26 protein-coding genes and 1 tRNA gene are annotated in these 24,085 nt (G+C 67.2%); 15 read left to right on the top strand and 12 right to left on the bottom strand.

Features of this window, described 5'->3' with window-relative positions; all coding sequences use genetic code 11:
* The first annotated feature begins 85 nt into the window (after positions 1-85).
* Positions 86-760, top strand: coding sequence for a cAMP-activated global transcriptional regulator CRP (gene crp, locus QGN32_RS13530; RefSeq protein ID WP_326544899.1), 675 nt, complete (start codon positions 86-88; stop codon positions 758-760).
* 85 nt (positions 761-845) lie between these two features.
* Here crp and QGN32_RS13525 read toward each other — a convergent pair whose 3' ends face one another.
* The 4 genes from QGN32_RS13525 to sp36 form a co-directional block, all read right to left on the bottom strand.
* Complete coding sequence (locus QGN32_RS13525) at positions 846-2,039, bottom strand: integrase core domain-containing protein (protein ID WP_326544898.1); 1,194 nt, start codon at positions 2,037-2,039, stop codon at positions 846-848.
* 112 nt (positions 2,040-2,151) lie between these two features.
* Positions 2,152-2,928, bottom strand: a complete 777-nt coding sequence (locus QGN32_RS13520; protein WP_326544897.1) for an MBL fold metallo-hydrolase — start codon at positions 2,926-2,928, stop codon at positions 2,152-2,154.
* Positions 2,929-3,080: 152 nt separating this feature from the next.
* Positions 3,081-3,566: a RidA family protein gene (locus QGN32_RS13515; RefSeq protein ID WP_326544896.1), complete on the bottom strand. Its 486-nt coding sequence runs from the start codon at positions 3,564-3,566 to the stop codon at positions 3,081-3,083.
* Entirely contained in the window at positions 3,563-3,724 is a 162-nt protein-coding gene (gene sp36, locus QGN32_RS13510; protein ID WP_112557730.1) for a Sp36 family protein, read from the bottom strand. Before sp36 ends, QGN32_RS13515 begins: the two co-directional genes overlap by 4 nt.
* Before the next feature lie 91 nt (positions 3,725-3,815).
* Between sp36 and bagA the strand changes: the two genes are divergently transcribed.
* Together bagA and bagB are read left to right on the top strand one after the other, a co-directional pair.
* Positions 3,816-4,835 (top strand): ATPase BagA, encoded by a 1,020-nt coding sequence (gene bagA / locus QGN32_RS13505; protein ID WP_326544895.1) that lies wholly within the window; start codon positions 3,816-3,818, stop codon positions 4,833-4,835.
* Positions 4,835-5,965, top strand: a complete 1,131-nt coding sequence (gene bagB / locus QGN32_RS13500) for an ATPase BagB (protein ID WP_326544894.1) — start codon at positions 4,835-4,837, stop codon at positions 5,963-5,965. The genes bagA and bagB overlap by 1 nt, the downstream gene beginning before the upstream one ends.
* A 29-nt stretch (positions 5,966-5,994) precedes the next feature.
* Here the strand turns inward: bagB and QGN32_RS13495 are convergent, their stop codons facing one another.
* Entirely contained in the window at positions 5,995-6,351 is a 357-nt protein-coding gene (locus tag QGN32_RS13495; RefSeq protein WP_326544893.1) for a WhiB family transcriptional regulator, read from the bottom strand.
* A gap of 294 nt (positions 6,352-6,645) precedes the next feature.
* On the opposite strand from QGN32_RS13495, the gene ponA2 reads away from it, so the two are divergent.
* From ponA2 to QGN32_RS13470, 5 genes are all read left to right on the top strand, one after another.
* Complete coding sequence (ponA2, locus tag QGN32_RS13490) at positions 6,646-9,096, top strand: transglycosylase/D,D-transpeptidase PonA2 (RefSeq protein ID WP_326544892.1); 2,451 nt, start codon at positions 6,646-6,648, stop codon at positions 9,094-9,096.
* Between the two features lie 73 nt (positions 9,097-9,169).
* On the top strand, positions 9,170-10,129 hold the full coding sequence (locus tag QGN32_RS13485) for a metallophosphoesterase (RefSeq protein WP_326544891.1): 960 nt from the start codon (positions 9,170-9,172) through the stop codon (positions 10,127-10,129).
* Positions 10,126-11,232, top strand: coding sequence for an L-cysteine desulfhydrase Cds1 (cds1, locus tag QGN32_RS13480; protein WP_326544890.1), 1,107 nt, complete (start codon positions 10,126-10,128; stop codon positions 11,230-11,232). Before QGN32_RS13485 ends, cds1 begins: the two co-directional genes overlap by 4 nt.
* Before the next feature lie 350 nt (positions 11,233-11,582).
* A tRNA-Pro gene (locus QGN32_RS13475) sits at positions 11,583-11,656 on the top strand.
* Between the two features lie 79 nt (positions 11,657-11,735).
* A complete protein-coding gene (locus QGN32_RS13470; protein ID WP_326544889.1) occupies positions 11,736-12,755 on the top strand; it encodes an iron-containing redox enzyme family protein in 1,020 nt (339 codons plus the stop codon).
* On the opposite strand, the gene QGN32_RS13465 is transcribed toward QGN32_RS13470, so the two are convergent.
* Both QGN32_RS13465 and QGN32_RS13460 read right to left on the bottom strand, forming a co-directional pair.
* A complete protein-coding gene (locus QGN32_RS13465) occupies positions 12,735-12,953 on the bottom strand; it encodes a CDGSH iron-sulfur domain-containing protein (RefSeq protein WP_326544888.1) in 219 nt (72 codons plus the stop codon). The genes QGN32_RS13470 and QGN32_RS13465 overlap by 21 nt on opposite strands.
* The gene (locus QGN32_RS13460) at positions 12,950-13,645 is read right to left on the bottom strand and encodes a HemK2/MTQ2 family protein methyltransferase (RefSeq protein ID WP_326544887.1); all 696 of its coding nucleotides are present in this window, start codon (positions 13,643-13,645) and stop codon (positions 12,950-12,952) included. Before QGN32_RS13460 ends, QGN32_RS13465 begins: the two co-directional genes overlap by 4 nt.
* Before the next feature lie 124 nt (positions 13,646-13,769).
* On the opposite strand from QGN32_RS13460, the gene QGN32_RS13455 reads away from it, so the two are divergent.
* Positions 13,770-14,441, top strand: a complete 672-nt coding sequence (locus tag QGN32_RS13455) for a phosphodiesterase (protein WP_326544886.1) — start codon at positions 13,770-13,772, stop codon at positions 14,439-14,441.
* Between the two features lies 1 nt (position 14,442).
* Here QGN32_RS13455 and QGN32_RS13450 read toward each other — a convergent pair whose 3' ends face one another.
* Positions 14,443-14,604 (bottom strand): hypothetical protein, encoded by a 162-nt coding sequence (locus QGN32_RS13450; RefSeq protein WP_326544885.1) that lies wholly within the window; start codon positions 14,602-14,604, stop codon positions 14,443-14,445.
* Positions 14,605-14,718: 114 nt separating this feature from the next.
* Here QGN32_RS13450 and QGN32_RS13445 point away from each other — a divergent pair, with 114 nt between their 5' ends.
* Complete coding sequence (locus QGN32_RS13445) at positions 14,719-15,297, top strand: hemerythrin domain-containing protein (protein ID WP_326544884.1); 579 nt, start codon at positions 14,719-14,721, stop codon at positions 15,295-15,297.
* Positions 15,298-15,312: 15 nt separating this feature from the next.
* Here the strand turns inward: QGN32_RS13445 and QGN32_RS13440 are convergent, their stop codons facing one another.
* The 3 genes from QGN32_RS13440 to QGN32_RS13430 form a co-directional block, all read right to left on the bottom strand.
* The gene (locus QGN32_RS13440) at positions 15,313-16,206 is read right to left on the bottom strand and encodes a manganese catalase family protein (protein WP_326544883.1); all 894 of its coding nucleotides are present in this window, start codon (positions 16,204-16,206) and stop codon (positions 15,313-15,315) included.
* 70 nt (positions 16,207-16,276) lie between these two features.
* On the bottom strand, positions 16,277-17,263 hold the full coding sequence (locus QGN32_RS13435; protein ID WP_326544882.1) for an LLM class F420-dependent oxidoreductase: 987 nt from the start codon (positions 17,261-17,263) through the stop codon (positions 16,277-16,279).
* A 48-nt stretch (positions 17,264-17,311) separates the two neighbouring features.
* A complete protein-coding gene (locus tag QGN32_RS13430; protein ID WP_326544881.1) occupies positions 17,312-17,776 on the bottom strand; it encodes a GatB/YqeY domain-containing protein in 465 nt (154 codons plus the stop codon).
* A gap of 82 nt (positions 17,777-17,858) precedes the next feature.
* Between QGN32_RS13430 and QGN32_RS13425 the strand changes: the two genes are divergently transcribed.
* From QGN32_RS13425 to QGN32_RS13405, 5 genes are read left to right on the top strand one after another with little or no spacing between them, the layout of a single operon-like run.
* Positions 17,859-19,013 (top strand): hypothetical protein, encoded by a 1,155-nt coding sequence (locus QGN32_RS13425; RefSeq protein ID WP_326549058.1) that lies wholly within the window; start codon positions 17,859-17,861, stop codon positions 19,011-19,013.
* A 1-nt stretch (position 19,014) separates the two neighbouring features.
* Positions 19,015-19,668 (top strand): DUF4129 domain-containing protein, encoded by a 654-nt coding sequence (locus QGN32_RS13420; RefSeq protein ID WP_326544880.1) that lies wholly within the window; start codon positions 19,015-19,017, stop codon positions 19,666-19,668.
* Complete coding sequence (locus tag QGN32_RS13415) at positions 19,665-20,804, top strand: DUF4350 domain-containing protein (protein WP_326544879.1); 1,140 nt, start codon at positions 19,665-19,667, stop codon at positions 20,802-20,804. Before QGN32_RS13420 ends, QGN32_RS13415 begins: the two co-directional genes overlap by 4 nt.
* Positions 20,801-21,763, top strand: coding sequence for an AAA family ATPase (locus QGN32_RS13410; RefSeq protein WP_326544878.1), 963 nt, complete (start codon positions 20,801-20,803; stop codon positions 21,761-21,763). The genes QGN32_RS13415 and QGN32_RS13410 overlap by 4 nt, the downstream gene beginning before the upstream one ends.
* Positions 21,763-23,085: a DUF58 domain-containing protein gene (locus tag QGN32_RS13405; protein ID WP_326544877.1), complete on the top strand. Its 1,323-nt coding sequence runs from the start codon at positions 21,763-21,765 to the stop codon at positions 23,083-23,085. Before QGN32_RS13410 ends, QGN32_RS13405 begins: the two co-directional genes overlap by 1 nt.
* On the opposite strand, the gene QGN32_RS13400 is transcribed toward QGN32_RS13405, so the two are convergent.
* A complete protein-coding gene (locus QGN32_RS13400; RefSeq protein ID WP_326544876.1) occupies positions 23,082-24,074 on the bottom strand; it encodes a stage II sporulation protein M in 993 nt (330 codons plus the stop codon). The genes QGN32_RS13405 and QGN32_RS13400 overlap by 4 nt on opposite strands.
* Positions 24,075-24,085: the final 11 nt, after the last annotated feature.

Genomic DNA, 24,085 nt, shown 5'->3' with positions numbered 1-24,085 from the left:
TGGGCTGGTCACGAAATCGGATACCTCTAGACTTATCTCGCTACCGCTAGAGGTCGGCTTCACCTAACAGCTTAAGAGGGGCAACGTGGACGAGATCCTGGCGCGGGCCGGAATCTTCCAGGGGGTCGAACCCAGCGCCGTTACCGCGCTGACGAAGCAACTGCAGCCGGTCGACTTCCCCCGGGGGCACCTCGTGTTCGCCGAAGGTGAGCCCGGCGATCGGCTTTACATCATCATTTCGGGCAAGGTGAAGATCGGCCGCCGGTCGCCCGACGGCCGGGAGAACCTGCTCACGATCATGGGGCCGTCGGACATGTTCGGCGAGCTTTCTATCTTCGACCCCGGGCCGCGGACGTCGAGCGCGACCACGATCACCGAGGTGCGCGCGGTGTCGATGGACCGCGACGCGTTGCGGGCATGGATCGCCGACCGCCCGGAGATCGCCGAGCAGCTACTACGGGTGCTGGCCCGCCGGCTGCGCCGCACCAACAACAACCTCGCCGATCTGATCTTCACCGACGTCCCCGGCCGGGTGGCCAAGCAGCTTCTTCAGCTGGCGCAGCGGTTCGGCACCCAGGAGGGTGGCGCACTACGGGTGACGCACGACCTCACCCAAGAGGAGATCGCCCAGCTCGTCGGCGCATCGCGGGAAACCGTCAACAAGGCGCTCGCCGACTTCGCGCACCGGGGCTGGATTCGCCTGGAGGGCAAGAGCGTTCTGATTTCCGACTCGGAGCGACTGGCCCGCCGCGCCCGGTAGCGACTTGTGGAGCCGCACCGGCGGTGAGCGCCGTGTGGTGTCTCGGGACATCGCTGACACTTATGTCTCGGGACATCGCTGACACTCATGATGCCGGTTTGGGCTCGCGGGTGCGATAGGTGCGGGTGGTCTTGTCGATGGACTGGTAGTTGCGTGTGGGATCGGCAGTGAGAGTGCGCACGAGTCGGTTGCCGCTGAAGATGGTGATGTGCTCGCCGTCGCGGATGACATCGCAGTCGTGGCCGGCCCAGCGCAGCCCGACGTTGACCTTGTAGGGCGCGACGAACACCTGTCCCGACTTCTCTCCGACGGTGCGGCGGCTGACGAACACCGGTGCGGGCAGTGGACGCTCGGCGGGGCGGGCCATGACGGTGGCGCTGAATGCCTCGGCCGGGGTGGCGCCACGTAGCGCGCGGTGCGGCCGTTGGTGGTTGTAATAGGTGCGGAACTGCTCGAGCAGGGCGTTGAGTTCCTCGACAGTAGCCGCCGGATCGCGGGCAGACAGCCACTTCTTCAGCGTCTGCCAGAACCGCTCGATCTTGCCGCAGGTCTGCGGGTGAAACGGCGTCGAGTTGATGGTCCGCACCCCGAGAGCGCGCAGATTGACCTCGAAAGCTGATTCATGCGCGTGGAAGCGGCCAGTGTAGACGATTCCGTTGTCCGACAACGACATCGATGGTATCCCGCACTCGTCGATGCCTGCCAGCATCACCTCCCAGACAAGCTCGGCGTCCGCGTCACCGGCACCCGCGCGCAAACCCACCACATACCGGGAGTGGTCGTCGAGACTGCCCGCGATGCCCACCGCGCTGCCGTCGGCCAGCGTCCATCCGGTCCAATCGGACTGCCAACACTCGTTGGGCCGATCGAAGCAAAACCGTTTGGTCGCCGACTTCGGCCGCTTCTGTGGCTGCGGGACGATCGCCCCGCGACGGGTCAAGATCTGCCACACCGTCGACACTGACGGCACCGCGATACCCTCGCGCTGCAACGACCACACGATCGACTGTGCACCGTGATCGCGGCCATCCTCGATCAACTGCTTACGCCGCAACACGATCAGGTCTTCCACCTCGACCGGGGTCTGCCCCGGCGAAGTCAGCGGACGCCGCGACCGATCCTGCAGACCCTCGATCCCACCGTCACGGAAACGCTTGCGGAACTTGTAATACGTCTGTCGACTGATCGCGCTGTCCCGGCAGAACTGCGCCACGTTGTCGACCTGGCCGGCCAACGCCGAAGCCATCCGAATGTCCATCGCCGTCACCTTCTGAGCCATGAGCCATCCTGGCCCAGGCCCTACTCAAGTGTCAGCGATGTCCCGAGACATACAACTGTCAGCGATGTCCCCGAACAGAACACGGCGGTGAGCGCCGGTAACACTCCACAAATCACCCGCGCAGGTAGTCCAGCTGAGCCTGGACGCTCCATTCCGCGACGTCCCACAGCTTCTCGTCGACATCGGTGTAGACATGCTCGACGACCTGGCGGATGGTGGCGTCGTCGCCGAGCGCGCGTAACGCCGCACGCACCTGGTCGAGCCTCTCCTGGCGGTGGGCCAGATACATGTCGCTCACCGCTTCGAGGTCATCGAGATCGGGGCCGTGGCCGGGCAGCACCGTGCGACGGCCGAGTCCGCGCAACCGTTGCAGTGAATCCAGGTAGTGGGCGAGGCTGCCGTCCTCCTTGTCGATGACTGTGGTGCCGCGGCCGAGCACGGTGTCCGCGGTCAACACCGCGTCGTCGAGGACGAACGACACCGAGTCGGCGGTGTGCCCGGGTGTGGCCATCACGGTGATGCGCAGGCCCGCGGCGTCGATGACCTCGCCGTCGGCGAGCGGCCCGCCGAGGCCGCGCAGGAACCCGCTGCCGACGGCCCGCACCACCGCGCCGGTGCGGTCGACGATGTCGTCGATGGCACCGGTGTGGTCCTCGTGTTTGTGGCTGATCAGCACCAGCGGGATGGTGCCGAGCTCCGCGATCCGCCCGATGTGCTCGACGTCCTCGGGGCCGGGGTCGACGATGATCATGTCGTCGCTGCCCGGGCCGCGCAACACCCAGGTGTTGGTGCCTTCCAGCGTCAACAGGCCGGGGTTGTCACACAGCAGCACCGAAGCCGTTTCGGTGACCGGGCGGAGCAGGCCGTACGCCGGGTGCTCCGGCGTCACTCGACCTCCGCCCGATCGTCGCTCACGCGACCTCCGCCCGATCGTCGCTCACGCGACCTCCGCCCGATCGTCGCTCACGCGACCTCCGCCCGATCGTCGCTCACGCGACCTCCGCCCGATCGTCGCTCACGCGACCTCCGCCCGATCGTCGCTCACGCGACCTCCACAATCACCTCGACCTCCACCGGCGCGTCCCTCGGCAGCTCGGACACTCCGACGGCCGACCGGGCGTGCGCGCCGGCCTCCCCGAACACCTCGGTGAACAACTCCGATGCACCGTTGACAACGCCCGGCTGGCCGTTGAAGCCTGGCGCGGAGGCGACGAATCCGACCACCTTCACCACGCGCGTGACCGAGTCGATGCCGACCAACGAGTGCACGGCGGCGAGCGCGTTCAGCGCGCAGACCCGGGCCAGCTCCTTGGCCTGCTCGACGCTGACCCCGGCGCCGACCTTGCCGGTCGACAGCAGCTCCCCGTCCTGTATCGGCAGCTGGCCCGCGGTGTAGACGAGGTTGCCGGCTCGGACCGCGGGCACATAAGCCGCCAACGGCGCCACCACTGGGGGCAGATCGATGCCGAGCTCCGCCAGTCGCGACGCTGGAGTCAGATCTCGCCGACCCTCCGGCTCCGGAGTCATTTCGGACGTTTGAGGTATGCCACGTGCTGTTCACCCGTGGGGCCGGGCAACACCGACACCAACTCCCAGCCGTCCTCGCCCCACTGGTCGAGAATCTGCTTGGTGGCATGTGTCAACAGCGGGACAGTGGCGTACTCCCATTTGATCGCTTCGCTCACGCCGTCCACCTGATTCCTTCGCTCATGTCGCCGAGCTTATCGGGGACCGCGGAGGTGAAGCGTCCCGAACACCTTTAGTTAGCATGCACGGGTGGCTTCCACTACCAAAGACGGTAGATCCGTCGGCTGGCCCGCTCGGCTGAGCAAGGCTCGCCTGCATTTCGTCACCGGCAAGGGTGGCACCGGCAAATCGACGATCGCCGCATCGCTGGCGTTGGCTCTGGCCGCCGGCGGACGCAAGGTCCTATTGGTGGAAGTCGAAGGGCGCCAAGGCATTGCGCAGCTGTTCGACGTCCCGCCACTGCCCTATCAGGAGGTCAAGATCGCGACCGCCGAGGGCGGTGGTCAGGTCAACGCGTTGGCGATCGACACCGAGGCCGCGTTCCTCGAGTACCTCGAGATGTTCTACAACCTCGGCCTGGCCGGGCGCGCGATGCGCCGGATCGGGGCCGTCGAGTTCGCGACCACGATCGCGCCCGGCCTGCGCGACGTGCTGCTGACCGGCAAGATCCGCGAGATCGTCACCCGCGCCGACAAGGGCAAGCACCCCGTCTACGACGCCGTCGTGGTCGACTCACCGCCGACCGGTCGCATCGCGCGGTTCCTCGACGTGACCAAGGCGGTGTCGGACCTGGCCAAGGGCGGCCCGGTGCACGGACAGGCCGAGAGCGTGGTCAAGGTGCTGCACTCGGATATGACCGCGATCCACCTCGTCACGCTGCTGGAGGCACTGCCCATCCAGGAGACGCTGGAGGCTGTCGAGGAGTTGAGGGACCTCGGCCTGCCGATCGGCAGCGTCATCGTCAACCGCAACATCCCGGCATACCTGCCGCCCGACGCGCTGGCCAAAGCCGCCGAAGGTGACATCGACGCCGACACCGTGCGCACCGAACTCGCCGCGGCCGGAATCACGTTGTCCGACACCGACTTCGCTGGGCTGCTGACCGAGGCGATCCAGCACGCCACTCGGATCAGGGCTCGTGCCGACAGCGCCGAACAACTCGACGAGTTGGACGTCGCGCGGCTGCAGCTGCCGCAGATCAACGACGGTGTGGACCTCGGCAGCCTCTACGAACTCGCCGAAGAACTGGAACGACAGGGGGTGCGTTGATGAGTGCCACTCCACCGGCCCTCGACATGGGCTCGATTCTCAAGGACACGTCGAACCGGGTCGTGGTGTGCTGCGGTGCGGGCGGCGTCGGCAAGACCACCACCGCGGCGGCGATGGCGTTGCGCGCGGCGGAGTACGGCAGAACCGTCGTGGTGCTGACGATCGACCCGGCGAAGCGACTCGCCCAAGCGCTCGGCATCAAGACGCTCGGCAACACCCCACAGCGGGTTCCGCTCGCCCCAGAGGTGCCCGGCGAACTGCACGCGATGATGCTTGACATGCGCCGCACGTTCGATGAGATGGTCATCCAGTATTCGGGGACGCACCGGGCGCAGGAGATCCTGGACAACCAGTTCTATCAGACGGTGGCCACGTCGCTGGCGGGCACTCAGGAATACATGGCGATGGAGAAGCTGGGCCAGCTTCTCGCCGAGGACCGATGGGACCTGGTCGTCGTCGACACGCCACCGTCACGCAACGCATTGGACTTCCTGGACGCCCCGAAGCGGTTGGGCGGCTTCATGGACAGTCGGCTGTGGAAGCTGCTGCTGGGTCCCGGCCGGGGTATCGGCCGGCTCGTCACTGGCGCGATGGGGCTGGCGATGAAGGCCTTGTCCACGGTTCTCGGATCGCAAATGCTTTCCGACGCAGCGGCTTTCGTGCAGTCACTCGACTCGACGTTCGGCGGCTTCCGCGAGAAGGCCGACCGCACCTACGAACTCCTCAAGCGGCGCGGCACGCAGTTCGTGGTGGTGTCGGCGGCCGAACCCGATGCGCTGCGCGAAGCGTCGTTCTTCGTCGACCGGTTGTCCGAGGAGAGCATGCCGCTGGCCGGATTGATCCTGAACCGCACGCACCCGATGCTGTCGGATCTGCACGCCGAGAAAGCCGAGGAGGCCGCGGAGACGATCGAGAAAAACGACCCCGACTCGTTGACGGCCGCCGTGTTGAGGATTCACGCCGACCGGGCGATGACCGCCAAACGTGAAATCCGGTTGCTGTCCCGGTTCACCGGCGCCAATCCGCACGTGGCGATCGTGGGTGTGCCCTCGTTGCCGTTCGACGTGTCGGACCTAGAGGCTCTGCGGGCCATCGCCGAGCAGATCACGGGTGAGGCAGCCGCGGCATAGCGGCGAACCAAGCAGAAGCGCGTATCCGTTCAGACCGCGCTGCGGTGCTTGCGCTGGGCGGCGAAGAACTCGGCCCACGAAACCACCTCGGGGTGCTGCTTGAGCAGTGCGCGGCGCTGCCGCTCCGTCATCCCGCCCCACACCCCGAACTCCACGCGGTTGTCGAGCGCGTCGGCGCCGCACTCGAGGATGACCGGGCAGTGCCTGCAGATCACCGCGGCTTTGCGCTGTGCGGCCCCCCGGACGAACAGCTCATCAGGATCGGTCTGGCGGCATCGGGCTTGCGACACCCAGGCGATGCGGGCTTCGGCTTCAGCACCTTGGACAACACTCTGGGCCGAAGACGTCATCGCGGTTCTGCGCACCGCGGGCCTAGTTGCTGACACCAGGGTTCCCTCCGTTCCAACCGCCTCCCGGCCAACACCGGTACGGCGCAGTCCCTCGATGTAGAACGCTGCTGCGATCTACGCCACATTGCGAGGGGTCAGTGTGACCTGTATCGCACTGTCCGACCAAATTAGATGGTCAAAGGCGTTCTGCGCAATACGTAGAAACCCTCTATTTTGGGACGACCGTGCCGTCAGGGTACAAAATTGACGTCCGCGCCGGTCGGGGGCGGTCTTCCGGATCCGTCATTGACCGTGAGAAGCTGCCGTTTTGCGGCGTCTAGTCTGTAGGTCATGCCGGACAGCCCGCCGCCTCGACCGCCGACAACGGTCACGGTGATCAAGCTCGCCTGGTGCGTTCTGCTGGCGAGCGTGATCACCGCGGCGTTGATGTTTCCGGTCGTCGGCGGGTTCGGTCTGATCTCCAACCGGGCCTCCGACGTCGTCGCGAACGGTTCGGCCCAGCTGGTGGAGGGCGAGGTCCCGCAGGTGTCGACGATGGTCGACGCCAAGGGCAACGTCATCGCCTGGCTCTATTCGCAGCGCCGTTTCGAGGTGCCCAGCGACCAAATCGCCAACACGATGAAGTTGGCGATCGTCTCGATCGAGGACAAGCGGTTCGCCGAGCACAACGGCGTCGACTGGCAAGGCACCCTGACCGGTTTGTCGGGCTATCTGTCAGGCAATCTCGACACCCGCGGCGGGTCCACGATCGAGCAGCAGTACGTGAAGAACTACCAGTTCCTGGTGGTGGCGCAGACCGACGCCGAGCGTCGGGCCGCCATCGAGACCACGCCGGCCCGTAAGCTGCGCGAGATCCGGATGGCGCTGACGCTCGACAAGACGTTCACCAAGCCCGAAATCCTCACGCGGTACCTGAACCTGGTGTCGTTCGGCAACGGCGCCTTCGGTGTGCAGGACGCCGCGCAGACGTACTTCGGTGTCAACGCCTCCGAGTTGAACTGGCAGCAGGCCGCACTGCTGGCCGGCATGGTGCAGTCGACCAGTGCGCTGAACCCGTACACCAACCCCGAGGGTGCACTGACGCGACGAAACCTGGTGCTGGACACCATGATCCAGAACATCCCCGAGGAGGCGGCGGCGTTGCGGGCCGCCAAGGAGCAGCCGCTTGGCGTTCTCCCGCAACCCAAGGAACTGCCACGCGGCTGTATCGCCGCGGGTGACCGGGCGTTCTTCTGCGACTACGTGCTCGAGTACCTGGCGCGCGCCGGCATCAGCAAGGAACAGGTCGCCAGGGGCGGTTACCTGATCAAGACCACGCTCGACCCGGATATTCAGGGTCCGGTGAAGGCGGCCGTCAACCAGTTCGCCAGCCCCGGCCTCGACGGCGTCGCCAGCGTGATGAGCGTGGTCAGGCCCGGTAAGGAGTCACATCCGGTACTGGCGATGGCCAGCAGCCGCACGTACGGACTGAACCTCGATGCCGGGGAGACCATGCAGCCCCAGCCGTTCTCACTGGTGGGTGACGGCGCCGGCTCTACGTTCAAGATCTTCACCACCGCCGCGGCCCTGGAGATGGGCATGGGCATCAACGCCCAACTCGACGTGCCCGCGCATTTCCAGGCCAAGGGCCTGGGCAGCAGCGACACCCCGGGCTGCCCGGCCGCCACCTGGTGCGTGAAGAACGCCGGCGGCTACCGCGGCACGATGAACATCACCGACGCGCTCGCCACATCCCCTAACACGGCCTTCGCCAAACTGATCTCGCAGGTCGGCGTGCAGCGCAGTGTCGATATGGCGGTCCGGCTCGGCCTGCGGTCCTATGCGCTGCCTGGTACCGCCCGCGATTACGACCCCGGGAGCAACGAAAGCCTGGCCGACTTCGTCAAGCGGCAGAACCTCGGCTCGTTCGTGCTGGGCCCGATCGAAGTCAACGCACTGGAGTTCTCGAACGTCGGAGCCACGCTGGCGTCCGGCGGTATGTGGTGCCCACCGAACCCCATTGCCCAGGTCGTCGACCGCAACGGCGAGGACGTCGCCGTCACCACCGAGACCTGTGAGCAAGCGGTGCCCGAGGGGCTGGCCAACACGCTGGCCAACGCGATGAGCAAGGACGACCAGGGCGCAGGCACCGCAGCGGCGGCGGCCGGTTCGGTGGGCTGGGACCTGCCGATGGCCGGCAAGACCGGCACCACCGAGGCGCACCGCTCGTCGGCCTTCCTCGGGTTCACCAACACGCTCGCCGCCGCCAGCTACATCTACGACGACTCCACCTCACCCGGCGAACTGTGTTCGTTCCCGTTGCGCAAGTGCGGATACGGCGACCTGTACGGCGGTAACGAGCCGGCCCGGACGTGGTTCGCGGCGATGAAGCCGATCGCCAACAATTTCGGTGAGGTTCGCCTGCCGCCGACGGATCCGCGGTATGTCGAGGGCGGTCCCGGCTCGCGGGTACCCAGCGTCTCCGGGCTGACGGAGAGCACCGCCCGCCAGCGGCTGCGTGACGCCGGCTTCCAGGTCGCCGACCAGGCCTCGTCGGTGAACAGCACGGCACCGCGGGGTTCGGTTGTCGGCACCGCGCCGGCCGGGCAGACCGTGCCCGGTTCCATCATCACGATCCAGGTGTCCAATGGCATCGCACCCGCGCCGCCGCCTCCGCCGGCCGCGATACCCGGGGTGCCCGGGATCCCCGCGCCGGTTGGTTCGACGGTGGTGGAGATTCCCGGCCTGCCGCCGATCACCGTGCCGATCCTCGGTCCGGCGCCGCCTGCCCCTCCGCCCTGATCGTTGCGCAGTCGCGCACCCGGGGAGACGGGTGAAGGCGGTCAGTGGGCGCATCTGGCAGTAGGCTTCCAGCATGTCCGCGCGTTCGACGATCCTGAAGAACTCCGCCAAGGCGTCCGTTGGTGCGCTGGTAGCGGCCGTCGGCTATGCATCGGTCATCGAGCGCAACGCGTTCGTGGTGCGGGAATTGACGATGCCGGTGCTCTCACCCGGGTCGTCGCCGTTGAAGGTGCTGCACATCAGCGACATCCACATGCGGCCCGGACAGCGGCGCAAGCAGGCCTGGCTGCGCGAACTCGCGAGCCTCGAGCCCGACCTGGTGGTCAACACCGGCGACAACCTCGCGCACCCCAAGGCGGTGCCCGCGGTGGTGCAGGCGCTGTCGGAGCTGCTGTCGGTCCCCGGTGTCTTCGTGTTCGGCAGCAACGACTACTTCGGGCCGCGGGCGAAGAACCCGCTGAACTACATCACCCGGCCCGGCCACCGCGTCCACGGTGAACCGCTGCCGTGGCAGGACCTGCGGGCCGCGTTCACCGAGCGCGGCTGGCTCGACCTGACGCACACCCGTCGTGAGCTGGAGGTACGCGGTCTGCTCATCGCCGCAGCCGGCGTCGACGACCCGCACCTGTCCCGGGACCGCTACGACACGATCGCGGGCCCGGCCAGTCCGGCCGCCAACCTCACGCTGGGGCTGACCCATTCGCCGGAGCCGCGGGTGCTCGACCGGTTCGCTGCGGACGGCTACCAGCTGGTGATGGCGGGCCACACGCACGGCGGCCAATTGTGCCTGCCGTTCTACGGCGCGCTCGTCACCAACTGCGGTGTGGACCGGTCGCGAGTCAAGGGTCCGTCGCGGTGGGGTGCACGCACCCAATTGCACGTCTCGGCGGGCATCGGCACCTCGCCGTATGCTCCGCTGCGGTTCTGCTGCCGGCCGGAGGCCACGCTGTTGACCCTCGTCGCGGCGCCGATCGGCGGCCGCGACGCGGGTACTCGGGCGGGCACGTCCCATCCCAGCGTCTCGGTGCCTTGACCGAAACGGCAACACAAGCCAGTCGCAGCAGGCCACGCGCGTGGGTCAATGACGCGGTGCGGTTGATCGAGGCCGACGCACGCCGCAGCGCCGACACCCATCTGCTGCGGTATCCGCTGCCCTCGGCGTGGTGCGACGGCTGTGATTTGCAGCTGTATCTCAAGGACGAGACGACCCACATCACCGGTAGCCTCAAGCACCGGTTGGCGCGCTCGCTGTTCCTCTACGCGTTGTGCAACGGGTGGATCGACGAAGGCAGCACGATCATCGAGGCATCGTCGGGATCGACGGCGGTGTCCGAGGCGTACTTCGCGGCGCTCCTCGGTCTGCCATTCATCGCCGTGGTGCCGTCGTCGACGAGCGCAAGCAAGATCGCCTTGATCGAATCACAAGGTGGCCGTTGCCATTTCGTCGCAGAGGCCAGCCAGGTTTACGCCGAGGCGGAACTGCTCGCCGAAGACACCGGCGGGCACTACATCGACCAGTTCACCAACGCCGAGCGGGCCACCGACTGGCGTGGCAACAACAACATCGCCGAATCGATCTTCGAACAGATGCGAGACGAGGCACATCCGGTGCCCGAGTGGATCGTGGTGGGAGCGGGCACCGGCGGCACCAGCGCCACCATCGGCCGCTATATCCGGTATCGGCGCTACGCCACCCGGTTGTGTGTGGTCGACCCGGAGAACTCGGCGTTCTTCCCCGCCTACGCGCAGGGCCGCGGTGATGTGGTCACCGGGATGTCGTCGCGAATCGAGGGCATCGGCCGGCCACGAGTGGAGCCGTCGTTTCTGCCGGACGTGGTCGACCGGATGGTCCTCGTGCCGGATGCCGCGTCGGTCGCGGCCGCCCAGCACGCCAGTGCAGTGCTGGGCCGCCGGGTGGGGCCGTCGACCGGGACGAATCTGTGGGGGGCGTTCGCGCTGTTGGCGGAGATGCGGGCCGAAGGGCGCAGCGGATCAGTGGTCACGCTGCTGGCCGACAGCGGCGACCGCTATGCAGACACCTACTTCTGCGACGAGTGGCTGACCAGCCAGGGACTAGACCCCTCGGAGTTCGCGTCGGTGTTGGTCGAGTTCGAACGCTCGGGCCGCTGGCTCTGATCGTCGCTGCCCATCAGCGGGCCGTCGGAAGTGAGAAAGAGCCACACCGCGGCGAGCACGAAGAAACCCAGATAAAGGGATGCGCCAAGGCCGGTCATCTCGTCCTCGCTTCGTCGATTGCTGTTCTCATGATGGACAACGCCGCCGACAAGTCCTTGCTTCCCGCGGCGTGTCGCGAAGTCGGTCTCGAACCCGTTTCCGGAGGCGCGGCCCGACGCCGAAATCTGCGGAAGGGTCGTGGCGCGGCGCGAATCACCGCCCTGGCGCAGAAGTCGCGAAGCCATGCAGGCCTCGCCGGAAGGCGTTTGGCTTAGCCGCCCGCCGGTGCGATACGCTGTCGTGGCTTCACGCGGGGTGTGGCGCAGCTTGGTAGCGCGCTTCGTTCGGGACGAAGAGGTCGTGGGTTCAAATCCCGCCACCCCGACTGCGAAAGCATCGCCTCAATGGCTTCCTGTCCGCCGAAAACGGGTTTGACCGGCGGGGACAGGGGTAATGATGAGAGCGTGACGCTTCCGTCGACGCTAGTCGAGCCCGCCCTGCCGAAGGCCGTCGGGCCATTGTCCGCCACCGTCATCGACCTCCTCCGGCGCGATCGCGCCGCCCTGCACGTCCGGCCCATCGACGTGCCCGTCCTAGAGGCTGACCCCTACGGCTTGGACCTCCAACTGACCCTCTACGTCTGCTACGAGTTGCACTACCGCGGTTTCGCCGGCGTCAACCCTCGGTGGGAGTGGAATCCGTCGCTGCTGCACCTGCGCGGCAGGCTCGAGGAGACGTTCCTGTCCGCGGTGCGCCAGGAGGTCGGCGAGATCGCCGAGGGCGACACCGCCGAAGCCGAGATGGACAAGCTGTCTATCGAACCCGTCGAGGGCGAGGGCCCGTCGTACTACCTGCGCGACAAAGGCACCTGGGAGCAGATGCTCGAATACTTCGTGCACCGCTCGGTGTACCACCTCAAAGAAGGCGACCCGCACGCATGGACCATTCCGCGTCTGGTCGGACATTCCAAAGCCGCCTTCGTCGCGGTCGAGTTCGACGAGTTCGGCGGCGGCCGGGGAGAACACGTGCACCAGCATCTGTACGGCGAGCTGATGGAGGCGGCGGGCCTCGACTCGTCCTACCTCGAATACCTCGACAACGTGCCCGCCGACGCGTTGGCTTCGGTGAACTTGATGTCACTGTTCGGTTTACACCGCGAATTGCGCGGCGCCTCGATCGGGCACTTCGCATCGACGGAGATCACCTCGTCGCCCGGATCACGACGGTTGGTGGAGGCGTTGCGCCGCATGGGCGCCCCGGACGCGTGCGTCGCGTTCTACCAGGAGCACGTGGTGGCCGATGCCGTGCACGAGCAGGTGGTGCGCACCGACGTCGTCGGCGATCTGGTCGCCAGGGAACCGCATCTGGACCGCGACGTCGTGTTCGGCATCCGGGCGCGCGATGTCGTCGAGGAGCGGTTGGCCCAGCACTTGATGAGCTGCTGGACCGATAACCGCTCGTCGCTACGCCGACCTCTGGACTGACGGCTCGCTGCGCTTGCGGCACCGATGACTGGTGTCGCACATCGGATAATCCTTGCTGCGCCGGCAGGTGCAGATCGCCACCATGAACCGATCCGATTCCACAACCTGCCCGTCGGGCATCTCGATGCGAACCGGGCCCTGCACCATCAGCGGGCCGTTCGGCACCACTCGCACGGTCCGAGGTTCGGTGCCGCTCACGGCTTGTCCGCTCGGATCACGAGCAGTTCTTCCTCGCGGCGGCCCGGTTCGAGACGGCCCATCTCCTCGAGCCACTCGGCGCGTGACGTCAGCACGGGGCCAAAGGGAATCCACTGCCGTGCAACGATTTCGGCGTCGAGCCCGACGCTGGCCAGCGCACCGAGCGTCTGACGCGGACCGGCGAACTCCGATTGCACCAACAGCAGGCTCCCGCCATGGTCAAGAATCTCGGACGCGGCGGCGCACAGCGGATCGAGCACAAGTCGGCCGTCGCAGCCGGCGTCCCACGCGCGCGGCGGTCCCACATGGGCCGGAAGCGGATCGCACGCGCCGGTCGGATCATGCGGTACGTACGGCGGATTGCACACGATCAGATCGAACGGACCGAATTCTGCTGCCCGCGCCCACGATCCGAGGTGTACGTCGATATCAACGCCGACAGCCACTGCGTTGGCCCGCGCACACCGCACCGCACGAGCACAGATGTCGAGTGCGGTCACCGATGCGGCACCCTGCTCGGCGGCGCCGATGGCGACGACGCCGCTTCCGGTGCACAAGTCGACCACATGCCGTCCCCGCGCCAGCCCGACGTCGTCCATGACCTCGATGAGCAGTCGCGAATCTTCCTGTGGGGCGTAGACGCCCTGGTCCGCGATTACGGGGTTGCGGACGTCGGTGTATGCGGTTGTCACATCGGCCTCTCGACAAAGTCCTGCGCTGCGGCACTGCAGCGCTGCCGTGAATAAATGCCCGGTCTTCGGCTCGCTAAACGTCGGTAATCGTTTTGCCGGGTCATCGTGTGGGCACACGACTACCGTGCAAGCCTCCGATATCGCCGCGTTGCCGATCCGCTTGGGTGCCGCCATCCGTAACAGTCGGCTGTTCCACCCGTCTGGGGTGATGGCCGAAGGGATCTTCGAGCGTATCGCCTCCGAGCACGAGGGGTTGCCGATGAACTCCTGTGACGTCCTCGCCCGCGTTTCCAAGGGAGTCGGTCTACCGGGTGCCTCTCCCGACGTCGCCGGCCTGGCGTGGCGAATCCCGCCACCGCCGGATCTGCGGTCCTGCAGTCCGTGGGACGTGTTGCTGGCGTCGACGTTTGCCGGGACCCGCGTCGGGCTGGCACCGGTACTGTCGTGGTCCGGTGCGATGTTCTCCAGCCTGATGCCGCTGCGATATCACGACGACTTGTGGTGGGTGCGTGCCCGCCTGGCTACGCGGATCGAGGCGCGGGGCTTGTCGCTGGCCGCCGTCGAAGACCAGATCCACTCGACGGGGATCACCTTCAACATCGAGCAGGCGCCGGGTGCCGACGCGTTTCGCCCGCTGGCCCGGTTGACGCTTCGCCACGTCGACCCCAGCTGTGACGACATCGCCTTCGACCCCACCATGCACAGTGACCCCGAGGTGGAACTGGCGCCGCGGTGGCTCGGCGACTTCCGGCGGTCGGCCTACAAGCGAAGCAGACAGGGTCGAAACGCCGAGTGATTCAGGCGGTAGGCTCGCCGCCGGTCTCGGCGACGTCGGGGGCGTTCTCTCGGGTCGCCATGCCGCCCTCGCGGCCCTCGTCCTTCGGTCCCGTGCGTTGTGCCTTGCGCTTGTCCCGCTCGTCGGCGTCGTCGTCGTCGTAGATCCCTTTACCGGTAGGCATATCGGTCCTTTCGTCTCTCGGTGAGCTACCCGTCGATCCAGCGTTTCAACCGCGGGCACAGGGGTATGCGCCGCGGATTGTCCGACCCCCGACAGCCCGAAAGGTTCGGAAAATATGGACGCGTTGACGTTTCTGCGTGAAGACCACAAGAGCGTGCTCGGCGTGCTCGAAGTTCTCGACGGCGCGCCGTCTGGCACCGGCGCCGAGATGAGCGGCCTGCGCACCATGGTAACCAACTTGATCATCGCGGAGTCTCAGCATGAGGCGATCGAGGAGCAGGTCTTCTGGCCCGCGGTGCACGATGCGATCGGCGACGGCCTCGTCGACGAAGCCATCGCTCAGGAGCAGACCGGCAAACAACTGCTTCAGATCCTCGAGGACAAGGAACCCGGCGACCCCGAATACCACGATGCACTCGCCGAATTCGTCAAGGTCGGCCGTGAGCACATCCTTTACGAACAGGACGTGGTATGGCCGGCGTTCGAGGCGGCGGTCGATCGCGAGGAGCGCGAGAAGATCGGTGAGAAGCTCGAGGCCGCCAAGAAGATCGCCCCGACCCGGCCGCATCCGGGCACCCCGGGCAGCTCGGTCGTGCAGAAGACGATGGGCCTCGGCGCCGCGGTGATGGACCACTTGCGCGATGCAGCCAGTGGCCGCGAAGCCGACAACCCGCCGGATCCGCAGCAGCACTGACCGCCTGCGCGGCGACTAACTTGTCGCCGTGTGCTGTTCGTGGGTGAACGGCTTTTCGCCCTGCACGGCGGGCTGACCGTTCGGGCAGCGCTCGGCGCCCTTGTTCTCCCGCTTCTTGGTACCGAGCCACTGTTGGTTGGGCTTTTCGACGTACTCCCATTCCATGCCCTCGGGCCACGGACCCTGACCCTCATTCCACGGGCCGCGCGCCGAGCCCTGCCCGTTGGACATGTTGAACGCCACGTTCTGGAAGCGATCGTCGCCGGGTAGCTGGCCGGGCGGGAAGTTCACCGGCAGTTCGTTGAGCGCCGCGGTGAACTGCTGGAAATGCGCCACTTCCCTGGTCATCAGGAACGTCAAGGTGTCCTGCACACCTGGATCGTCGGTGAATTGCTTGAGATACTCGTAGACGATTTTGGCCCGTGACTCCGCGGCCAAATTGCTTCGCAGGTCGACGGTCGGATCGCCGTTGGCATTGACGAACGTGCCCTGCCACGGAACGCCGGCGGAGTCCTTGACATCGGGTCCACCGCCCGAGAGCGTGAAGTACAACGGGTTGACCGCGACGCTGTGGATGATCTCGTCGCGACCGTCACGGGTGGCCACCGCAGGCATCCAGTCGCAGCGTTCGTTGGCCATCTTCAGGTCGTCGTTGAGACCGTCGAGCAGCATGGTGATCAGTGAGCCGACCATCTCGAGGTGGCTGAACTCCTCGGTGGCGATGTCCATGAACAGGTCATACATCTTCGGGTTCTTCTGGCGCAGCACGAATGCCTGCGTGAAGTACTGCATGGCGGCCTTGAGTTCGCCGTTGGCGCCGCCGAACTGCTCCTGCAGCAGGGTTGCGAAACGTGGGTCCGGCTTCTCGACGCGCACCTCGAATTGAAGATCTTTGTCGTGTGTGAACATCAGGCCTCCCGGGCTGTGTGATTGGCAGGTCGGCGCGGAATACCCGGGAGGGCGGCCGTCAAACGGTGAATCAGCCCGATGCGGCGCGCAGCTTTTCCAACAGCGGCGCTGCCGCTTCCTTCAGAAACTGCTCCTGACCCTCGTCGCCGATCTGGACCAGCGCGATATCGGTGAACCCGGCTTCCCAGTACTTGCTGACCGCCTCGACGATCGCATCGAGGTCCGGTCCGCACGGGATGGAGTCCGCGACGTCCTCGGGGCGCACATACTGCGTCGCACCGTCGAAGCCGGCCGTAGTCGGCAGATCGGAGTTGACCGCCCAGCCGCCGCCGAACCACCGGAACTGGTCGTGAGCGCGGCGCACAGCGGCGTCTTTGTCGGTGTCCCAGCAGATCGGAATCTGACCGACGACGCGCACCTCTCCCGGCAGGCCGGTCGCGCGCCTGGCGTCGTGCCACGCATCGACGAGTTCCTTCTTGGGTTCGGTCGCGATCAGGTGATCGGAGAGCGGGGCGAAGGTCTCGACCGAGCGCTCGCCGGACACCGCGGTGGCGATGGCGACCGGCGTCTCCGGAAGGTCCCACAGCCGGGCCGAGTCGACCTCGAAGTACTCACCCTTCCAGTCGACGAGTTCGCCGGTGAACAGCTCGCGGATGACCTGGATCGCTTCGCGCAGCATGTCCTGGCGCCGCGCGACCGTCGGCCAGCGCATGCCGACCACGTGCTCGTTGAGGTTCTCTCCGCTGCCCAGACCGAGGGTGAAGCGGCCGTCGGCGAGGATCTGCAACGTGGCGGCCTTCTGCGCGACGATCGCCGGGTGGTAGCGCATGGTCGGGCAGGTGACGTAGGTGAACAACTCGACACGCTCAGTGGCGTGTGCGACGGCGCCCAACACCGACCACGCATAGGGCGCATGTCCCTGCGCGGCCAGCCACGGGAAGTAGTGGTCGGAGGACACCTCGAAGTCGAAACCCACGTGCTCCGCCGAAACCGCATAGTGGACAAGCTCTTTTGGCCCGCTCTGCTCTGTCATCAGGGTGTAGCCGAACCGAGTCATGGGTCGGGGGTACCCGGGGTCTGACCCGTGAAAACGATTGCCGCCCGGCTACAGCCTGGCCTTCACCGCCGCCGAAAGCCGGGTGCCGTCGGCCTTACCGGCGGCGATTGCGGTCGCGGCCTTCATCACCAGCCCCATCTGCTTGGCACCTGGTCGCTCGCCGATCTCCTCGGCCACCTGTGCGATCGCGGTGTCGGCCACATCGGCCAGTTCGGCTTCGGTCAGCGGCGTCGGCAGGTACTCGTCGATGACGCGTGCTTCGGCGTGCTCGTTGGCGGCCAGCTCACCGCGCCCGTTCTGGGTGTAGATCTCGGCGGCCTCACCGCGTTTCTTGGACTCCCTGGCCAGGACCTTGAGCACCTCGCCGTCGGTGAGTTCGCGCGACTGCTTGCCCGAGACCTCCTCGGTGGTGATCGCGGCCAGCAGCATGCGCAGGGTCGCGGTGCGCAACTTGTCCTGCGACTTCATCGCAGCAGTGAGGTCGGCCCGCAACCGCTCCTTGAGTTCCGCCATGAGCCAAACGTACGCCGCGCGCGATCGCCACGACCGCCCGACGACGTTGTCAATTCACGCCGTCCTCGACAGGATGGTGGCCATGAGCACCGACGCCGGCGGGTCCGGTCCCGCAGGTCTGCCGCCGCCGGGCTACCCACCACCGGGTTACCCGCCGCCCGGTTATGCCCCACCGGGGCACGGCCCGCCGCCCGGGCACTCGCCACCGCCCGGCTACGCGCCACCGGGCTACTGGACGCCGCCGGGTTACCTCCCGCCCGCACTCAAGCCAGGCGTGATCCCGCTGCGCCCACTGAGCCTGTCCGACATCTTCAACGGTGCGGTCGGCTACGTCCGGGCGAATCCGAAAGCCACGCTCGGCCTGACCACCATCGTCGTGGTCGCCACGCAACTCCTCGCGCTGATCCTGTCCCTCGGCCCTCTCGCCATCGGCGGGCAACTGGTCCCCTCGCTCAGTGGTGAAGAGGAGGTGTCGACGGGCGTGCTGCTCGGTTCGATGATGTCGAGCCTCGCCGGATCGGTCGCGAGCGGGCTGGCGTCGATCTTGCTGAGCGGGATGCTCACCGTGGTCGTCGGCAGGGCAGTCTTCGGCTCCGGGATCACCATCGGCGAAGCGTGGCAACGACTTCGCGGTCGGCTGTGGGCGCTGATCGGCTTCACCATCCTCGAGGTGCTCGGCGCGCTGCTGTTGATCGCTTTGGGCGTCGGCGTCGTCGCCTGGATCGCGTACGCGGCGGGCGGCGCCGCAGCGGTGGTCATCGGTATTCCGTTGGCGCTGATGTTGTTTGCGGCGCTGGTGTACCTGGGTACGATGCTGACCTTCTCCCCCGTCATCATCGTGCTCGAGCGCCTCGACATCGTCGCCGCCGTCCAGCGGTCGTTCACGTTGGTCAAACGGGACTTCTGGCGGGTGTTGGGTATCCGGCTGCTCGCGGTGATCGTCGCTCAACTCGTCGCGGGCGCGGTGGCATTCCCGTTCAGCCTCGCCGGGCAGATCGTGCTGATGTCGGCCGCGACGACGGCTGCCGCGCTGCTCGCCCTGATCCTGTTGACAGTCGGGGGTGCAATCGGCCAGATCATCACCGCACCCTTCAGCGCGGGCGTGGTGGCGCTGCAATACACCGATGGCCGCATCCGCCGAGAGGCCTTCGACCTCGTGTTGCAGACCGGTGCCGGGTACGGACCGGCCGCACCCTCGGACTCCACCGACCATCTGTGGCTGATCCGCCAGAACTGACGTGCCGACGATAGACATCGACAGCGATGCCGCGCACGCGGCTGCTCAGCGCGAACTCGCAAAGCCGATATATCCCAAGGGCTCCCTGTCCGAGCAGGTCATCAGCTGGATCGAGGATTTGCTGTACCGCCTGTCGGTAAAGGGCGCCTCGGTGCCCGGCGGCTGGGTGACGGTCACGGTGCTGCTGATCCTGTTGGTGATCGCGGTGGTCGTGGCGATCCGGATTGCGCGACGGACCATGCGAACAGCTCGTAGCCGTGGGCAGACGTTGTTCGGCGACCATGAGCTGACCGCGGCACAGCATCGGGCCGCCGCCGAACAATGCGCCGCCGCCGCGGACTGGGCCGCAGCGATCCGGCACCGGTTGCGGGCCGTTGCACGCCAGTTGGAGGAGACCGGAGCCCTCGTTCCGGTACCGGGCCGCACCGCCACCGAACTCGCACGTGACGGCGGCCGAGAGTTTCCGCACCTCGTGGACGAACTGTACGCTGCAGCAACCGCTTTCAATGACGTCACCTACGGCGAACGACCCGGCAGCGAGGCTGCCTACCGGCTGATCGCCGACCTCGACGACCACGTGGGGTCGCGGTCCCCGGTGGCAACCTCCACGACCGCCGCGCCCGCCGCATCCGACGGTTGGGCCGAAATCCGATGACCGCCGTGGAACCGACGGTCCGCCAACGATGGCGCGCTACGCGTTGGGTACTGCTGGCGCTGGCCGTCATCGTCGCGTTCGCGAGCTTGAGCGCCTACCTGACCGCACCCCGACCAGGGGGCCGAATGGATCCGAACTCCACCGGCCCGGACGGGACGCGGGCCCTGATGACGCTGCTGCGCGAGCACGGCGTCGATGCCGTCGAGGCACCCGACGTGGCCGCGGTGGAGGCGGCCGCCCGGCCCGACACCCTGCTGGTGGTGGTGCAGACCTATCACCTCGTCGATGACGACATACTCGACCGGTTGGCCGCCTTGCCAGGAAACCGTCTTCTGGTGCAACCGATCTCACGCACCCGCCAGAAGCTGGCGCCGCAGATCGAGCTGGGCGGGGCCACCACGTTCGGTGGCGGCGAGCGGCCCGACTGCGAGCTGCGCGAGGCCACCCGCGCCGGCGCTGTGCAGTTCGGGATCAGCGACGCCTACGTAGCATCGGACGACGACACCGCCGTCACACGCTGCTACGACGGCGCTCTGGTCCGGTACACCGCCGGCGGGCGGGAGATCACGGTGGTCGGCAATTCGGATTTCATGACCAATGGCGGATTGCTGAAACAGGGCAACGCCGCGCTCGCCATGAACCTCGCAGGTACGAATCCACGGATGATCTGGTATGCACCGCAATTCACCGAAGGGGAAGCAGACGGTGGCGCAACCCTTTTCGATCTCGCACCGGAGCACGTGAGCTGGATCCTGTGGCAGCTGGTCGCGGTGGTGGTGTTGCTGGCGGTCTGGAAGAGCCGCCGCATCGGTCCACTCGTCGCCGAACGGCTCCCGGTCGTGGTACGCGCCTCCGAAACCGTGGAAGGACGCGGCCGCCTGTACCGTTCGCGGCGGGCCCGTGGCAGCGCGGCCGACGCGTTGCGCACCGCCGCACTGCAGCGCATGCAGCCCCGGCTCGGCCTCGACATCGACCCCGACCCCGACGCGGTTGTCCAGGCGGTCTCTGCGCACTGCGGGCTCCATCCACAAGCCCTGGCGCACATACTATTTGGTCCACCACCCGGTGACGACACCCAATTGGTCACCCTGGCCCGTGAACTCGACGACATCGAAAGGCAGGTTGCACGCTCGTGAGTCAGCCCCCCGGAAGCGATTCGGCCCGAACCGCACTGCTGGCGCTGCGCGCCGAGATCGCCAAGGCGGTTGTCGGACAGGACGCGGTCGTCAGCGGACTGGTGATCGCGCTGTTGTGCCGCGGCCACGTCCTGCTCGAGGGAGTCCCCGGGGTCGCCAAGACACTGCTGGTACGCACGCTGGCCTCGGCGCTGCAATTGGACTTCAAGCGTCTGCAGTTCACTCCCGACCTGATGCCCGGCGACGTCACCGGCTCCCTTGTCTACGACGCGCGCACCGCCGAGTTCGAGTTCCGGTCCGGACCGGTGTTCACGAACCTGTTGCTGGCCGACGAGATCAACCGGACACCACCCAAGACTCAGGCCGCGCTACTGGAGGCCATGGAGGAACGCCAGGTCAGCGTCGAAGGGGAGGCGCGCCCGCTGCCGGATCCGTTCATCGTCGTCGCCACGCAGAACCCGATCGAGTACGAGGGCACCTATCAGCTGCCCGAGGCGCAGCTGGACCGGTTCCTGCTCAAGCTCAACGTGCCGCTGCCGGCGCGGGAACAGGAAGTCGCGATTCTCCAGCGACATGCGCACGGCTTCGACCCCAGGGACTTGTCCTCGGTGCGGCCCGTCGCCGGAGCGGCGGAGCTGGCCGCCGGACGTGCCGCTGTGCAGCAGGTGCTGGTGGCCGACGAGGTGTTCGGCTACATCGTCGACATCGCGGCCGCGACAAGGCATTCGCCCTCTTTGCAGCTGGGTGTGTCGCCGCGCGGGGCGACGGCCTTGTTGGCGACCGCCAGGTCGTGGGCGTGGTTGTCGGGGCGCAACTACGTCACCCCCGACGACATCAAGGCGATGGCCCGCCCGACCCTGCGCCACCGCATTCAACTTCGGCCGGAGGCCGAACTGGAAGGCGCCACCCCCGACCGCGTCCTCGACGGCATCCTCGCAGCTGTGCCGGTGCCACGCTAGTGGTCCTCACCGGACGCGCCGCGCTGGTCGCACTCATCTGCGTCCTGCCGATCGCGGTGTCGCCCCGGCCGGCCGCGACATTCACCGTGCTGCTGGCCGCACTGATCGCGCTCGTCGCGCTCGACGCCATGCTGGCCGGCAACACCCGTCATGTGCGGTTCACCCGGTCGGGAGACACCACCGCGCGGTTGGGTCAGCAGGTCGAGGCCACGCTGCTGGTCGAAAATGCCGGCCGGCGTCGCATCAGGGGGGCCGTACGCGACGCCTGGTCGCCGAGCGCGCGAGCCGATCCCCGCGTTCATCCGGTGAATGTGGCTACCGGTCAACGAATCCGGCTCGGCACGACATTGCGGCCGGTGCGCCGCGGTGACCAGGATTCCGCGTTGGTGACGGTGCGCGCGACGGGACCGCTCGGTTTGGCCGGGCGGCAGAGCTCGCACCGGGTGCCGTGGCGGGTGCGCATCCTGCCGCCGTTCCTGTCGCGCAAGCACCTTCCGTCGCGGCTGGCCAAACTGCGTGAGCTCGAGGGCAATACGCCTGTTCTGATCCGCGGGCAGGGCACCGAGTTCGACTCGCTGCGCGAGTACGTCATCGGCGACGACGTCAGGTCGATCGACTGGCGCGCCTCTGCCCGGCGGGCCGACGTGGTGGTCAGGACGTGGCGACCCGAGCGTGATCAGCGGGTGGTCATCGTGCTCGACACCGGCCGCACGTCTGCCGGCCGCGTCGGGGTGGACCCCACCTCCGACGACCCGTCCGGATGGCCGCGGCTGGACTGGTCGATGGATGCCGCGTTGCTGCTGGCGGCGCTGGCGGCCCGGGCCGGCGACCACGTCGACTTCCTCGCCCACGACCGGGTCACCCGCGCCGCGGTGTTCAACGCGTCGCGCACCGAACTGCTTGCGCAGCTGGTTGCGGCGATGGCCCCGATCGAGCCGGCGCTGATCGAATCCGACGCGCGCGCGATGGTCACCGCGGTGCAGCACCGCGTCCGCAGGCATGCGCTGGTCGTGTTGCTCACCGACCTCAACCCATCGGCACTCGACGAGGGCCTGATGACCGTGCTCCCACGGCTGACCGCCAAACACGCGGTAATGGTCGCCGCCGTCGCCGATCCCCGGGTCGAAGTGATCGCTGCCGGCCGTGCCGACGCCCCTCAGGTCTACGACGCCGCGGCGGCCGAACGGTCACGCAACGACCGCCGTGCGATCGCATCGCGGCTGCGGCGCAGCGGGGTCGACGTGGTCGACGCCGCACCCGAGGAGCTGGCGCCCGCATTGGCCGACCGCTACCTGGCACTGAAAGCCACCGGACGGCTCTAACCGACCGGCACCACGTCGGGCGCGTCCTCGACGTCCCCGGTTTCGCCGGCCCGTTCGGCCTTGCGGCCGAAGTGCAAGACGTAAGCGAGGAAGGCGATCTCGGCTGCCACACCGATGGCGATACGCGCCGCAGTCGGCAACGGCGACGGTGTGACGAGCGCCTCGATCAGGCCCGAGACCAACAGCATCGCGACCAGTCCGCCCGCGACCGCGCCGATCGCGCGGCCCTGTTCGGCCAGCGCCTGCCCCCGCGACCGGTTGCCCGGCGCAATCACCGACCACCCCAGCCGCATCCCCGCCGCGGCCGCCAGAAACACCGCGGTGAGTTCGAGTAATCCGTGCGGGGTGATGAGCCCGAAGAAGATGTCGCCCTTGCCCGCACCGAACATCAACCCCGCCGCTACGCCGAGATTGGCGGCGTTCTGTAACAGCACATAGGGGATCGGAATGCCGAGCAGGATCGCAAAGCCCAGGCACTGCAACGAGATCCAGGCGTTGTTCACCCACACCTGCAGTGCGAACGAGCCGGCCGGGTTCTCGCTGTAGTACGCAGCGAAGTCGTTGTCGACCATTTGCGTGATCTCATCGGGCGTGCCGATGGTGGCCCGCACTTCCGAGCTGCCAGAAACCCACATCGCGATGACGGCGGTGACGGCGAGGAACAGGACGGCCGTGGCCAGCCACCACCACCGGGCCCGGTAGGCGACCACCGGGAACGACACGGTCCAGAAGCGGACGAACTCGCGCCACAGCGGCGCGTGCGCACCGGTCACCACGCTTCGTGCCTGTGCGACCAGGCTCGACAGCCGACCGACGAGTACGGGGTCGGCGGAGACGGCGCGCACCATCGAAAGGTGCGTCGACACGCGCTGGTAAAGGTCGACCAATTCGTCGACTTCGGCGCCGGTGAGTTGCCGCCGCCGCTTGATCAGCCGCTCCAGCCGGTCCCAGGTCGGGCGGTGCGTGAGCACGAACGCGTCGACATCCACATCCCGAATCC

Source organism: Mycolicibacterium sp. ND9-15 (assembly GCF_035918395.1).
Lineage (GTDB): Bacteria > Actinomycetota > Actinomycetes > Mycobacteriales > Mycobacteriaceae > Mycobacterium.
The sequence above is the reverse complement of the archived record's forward strand: the minus strand, read 5'-3'. Positions and strand labels throughout refer to the sequence as shown.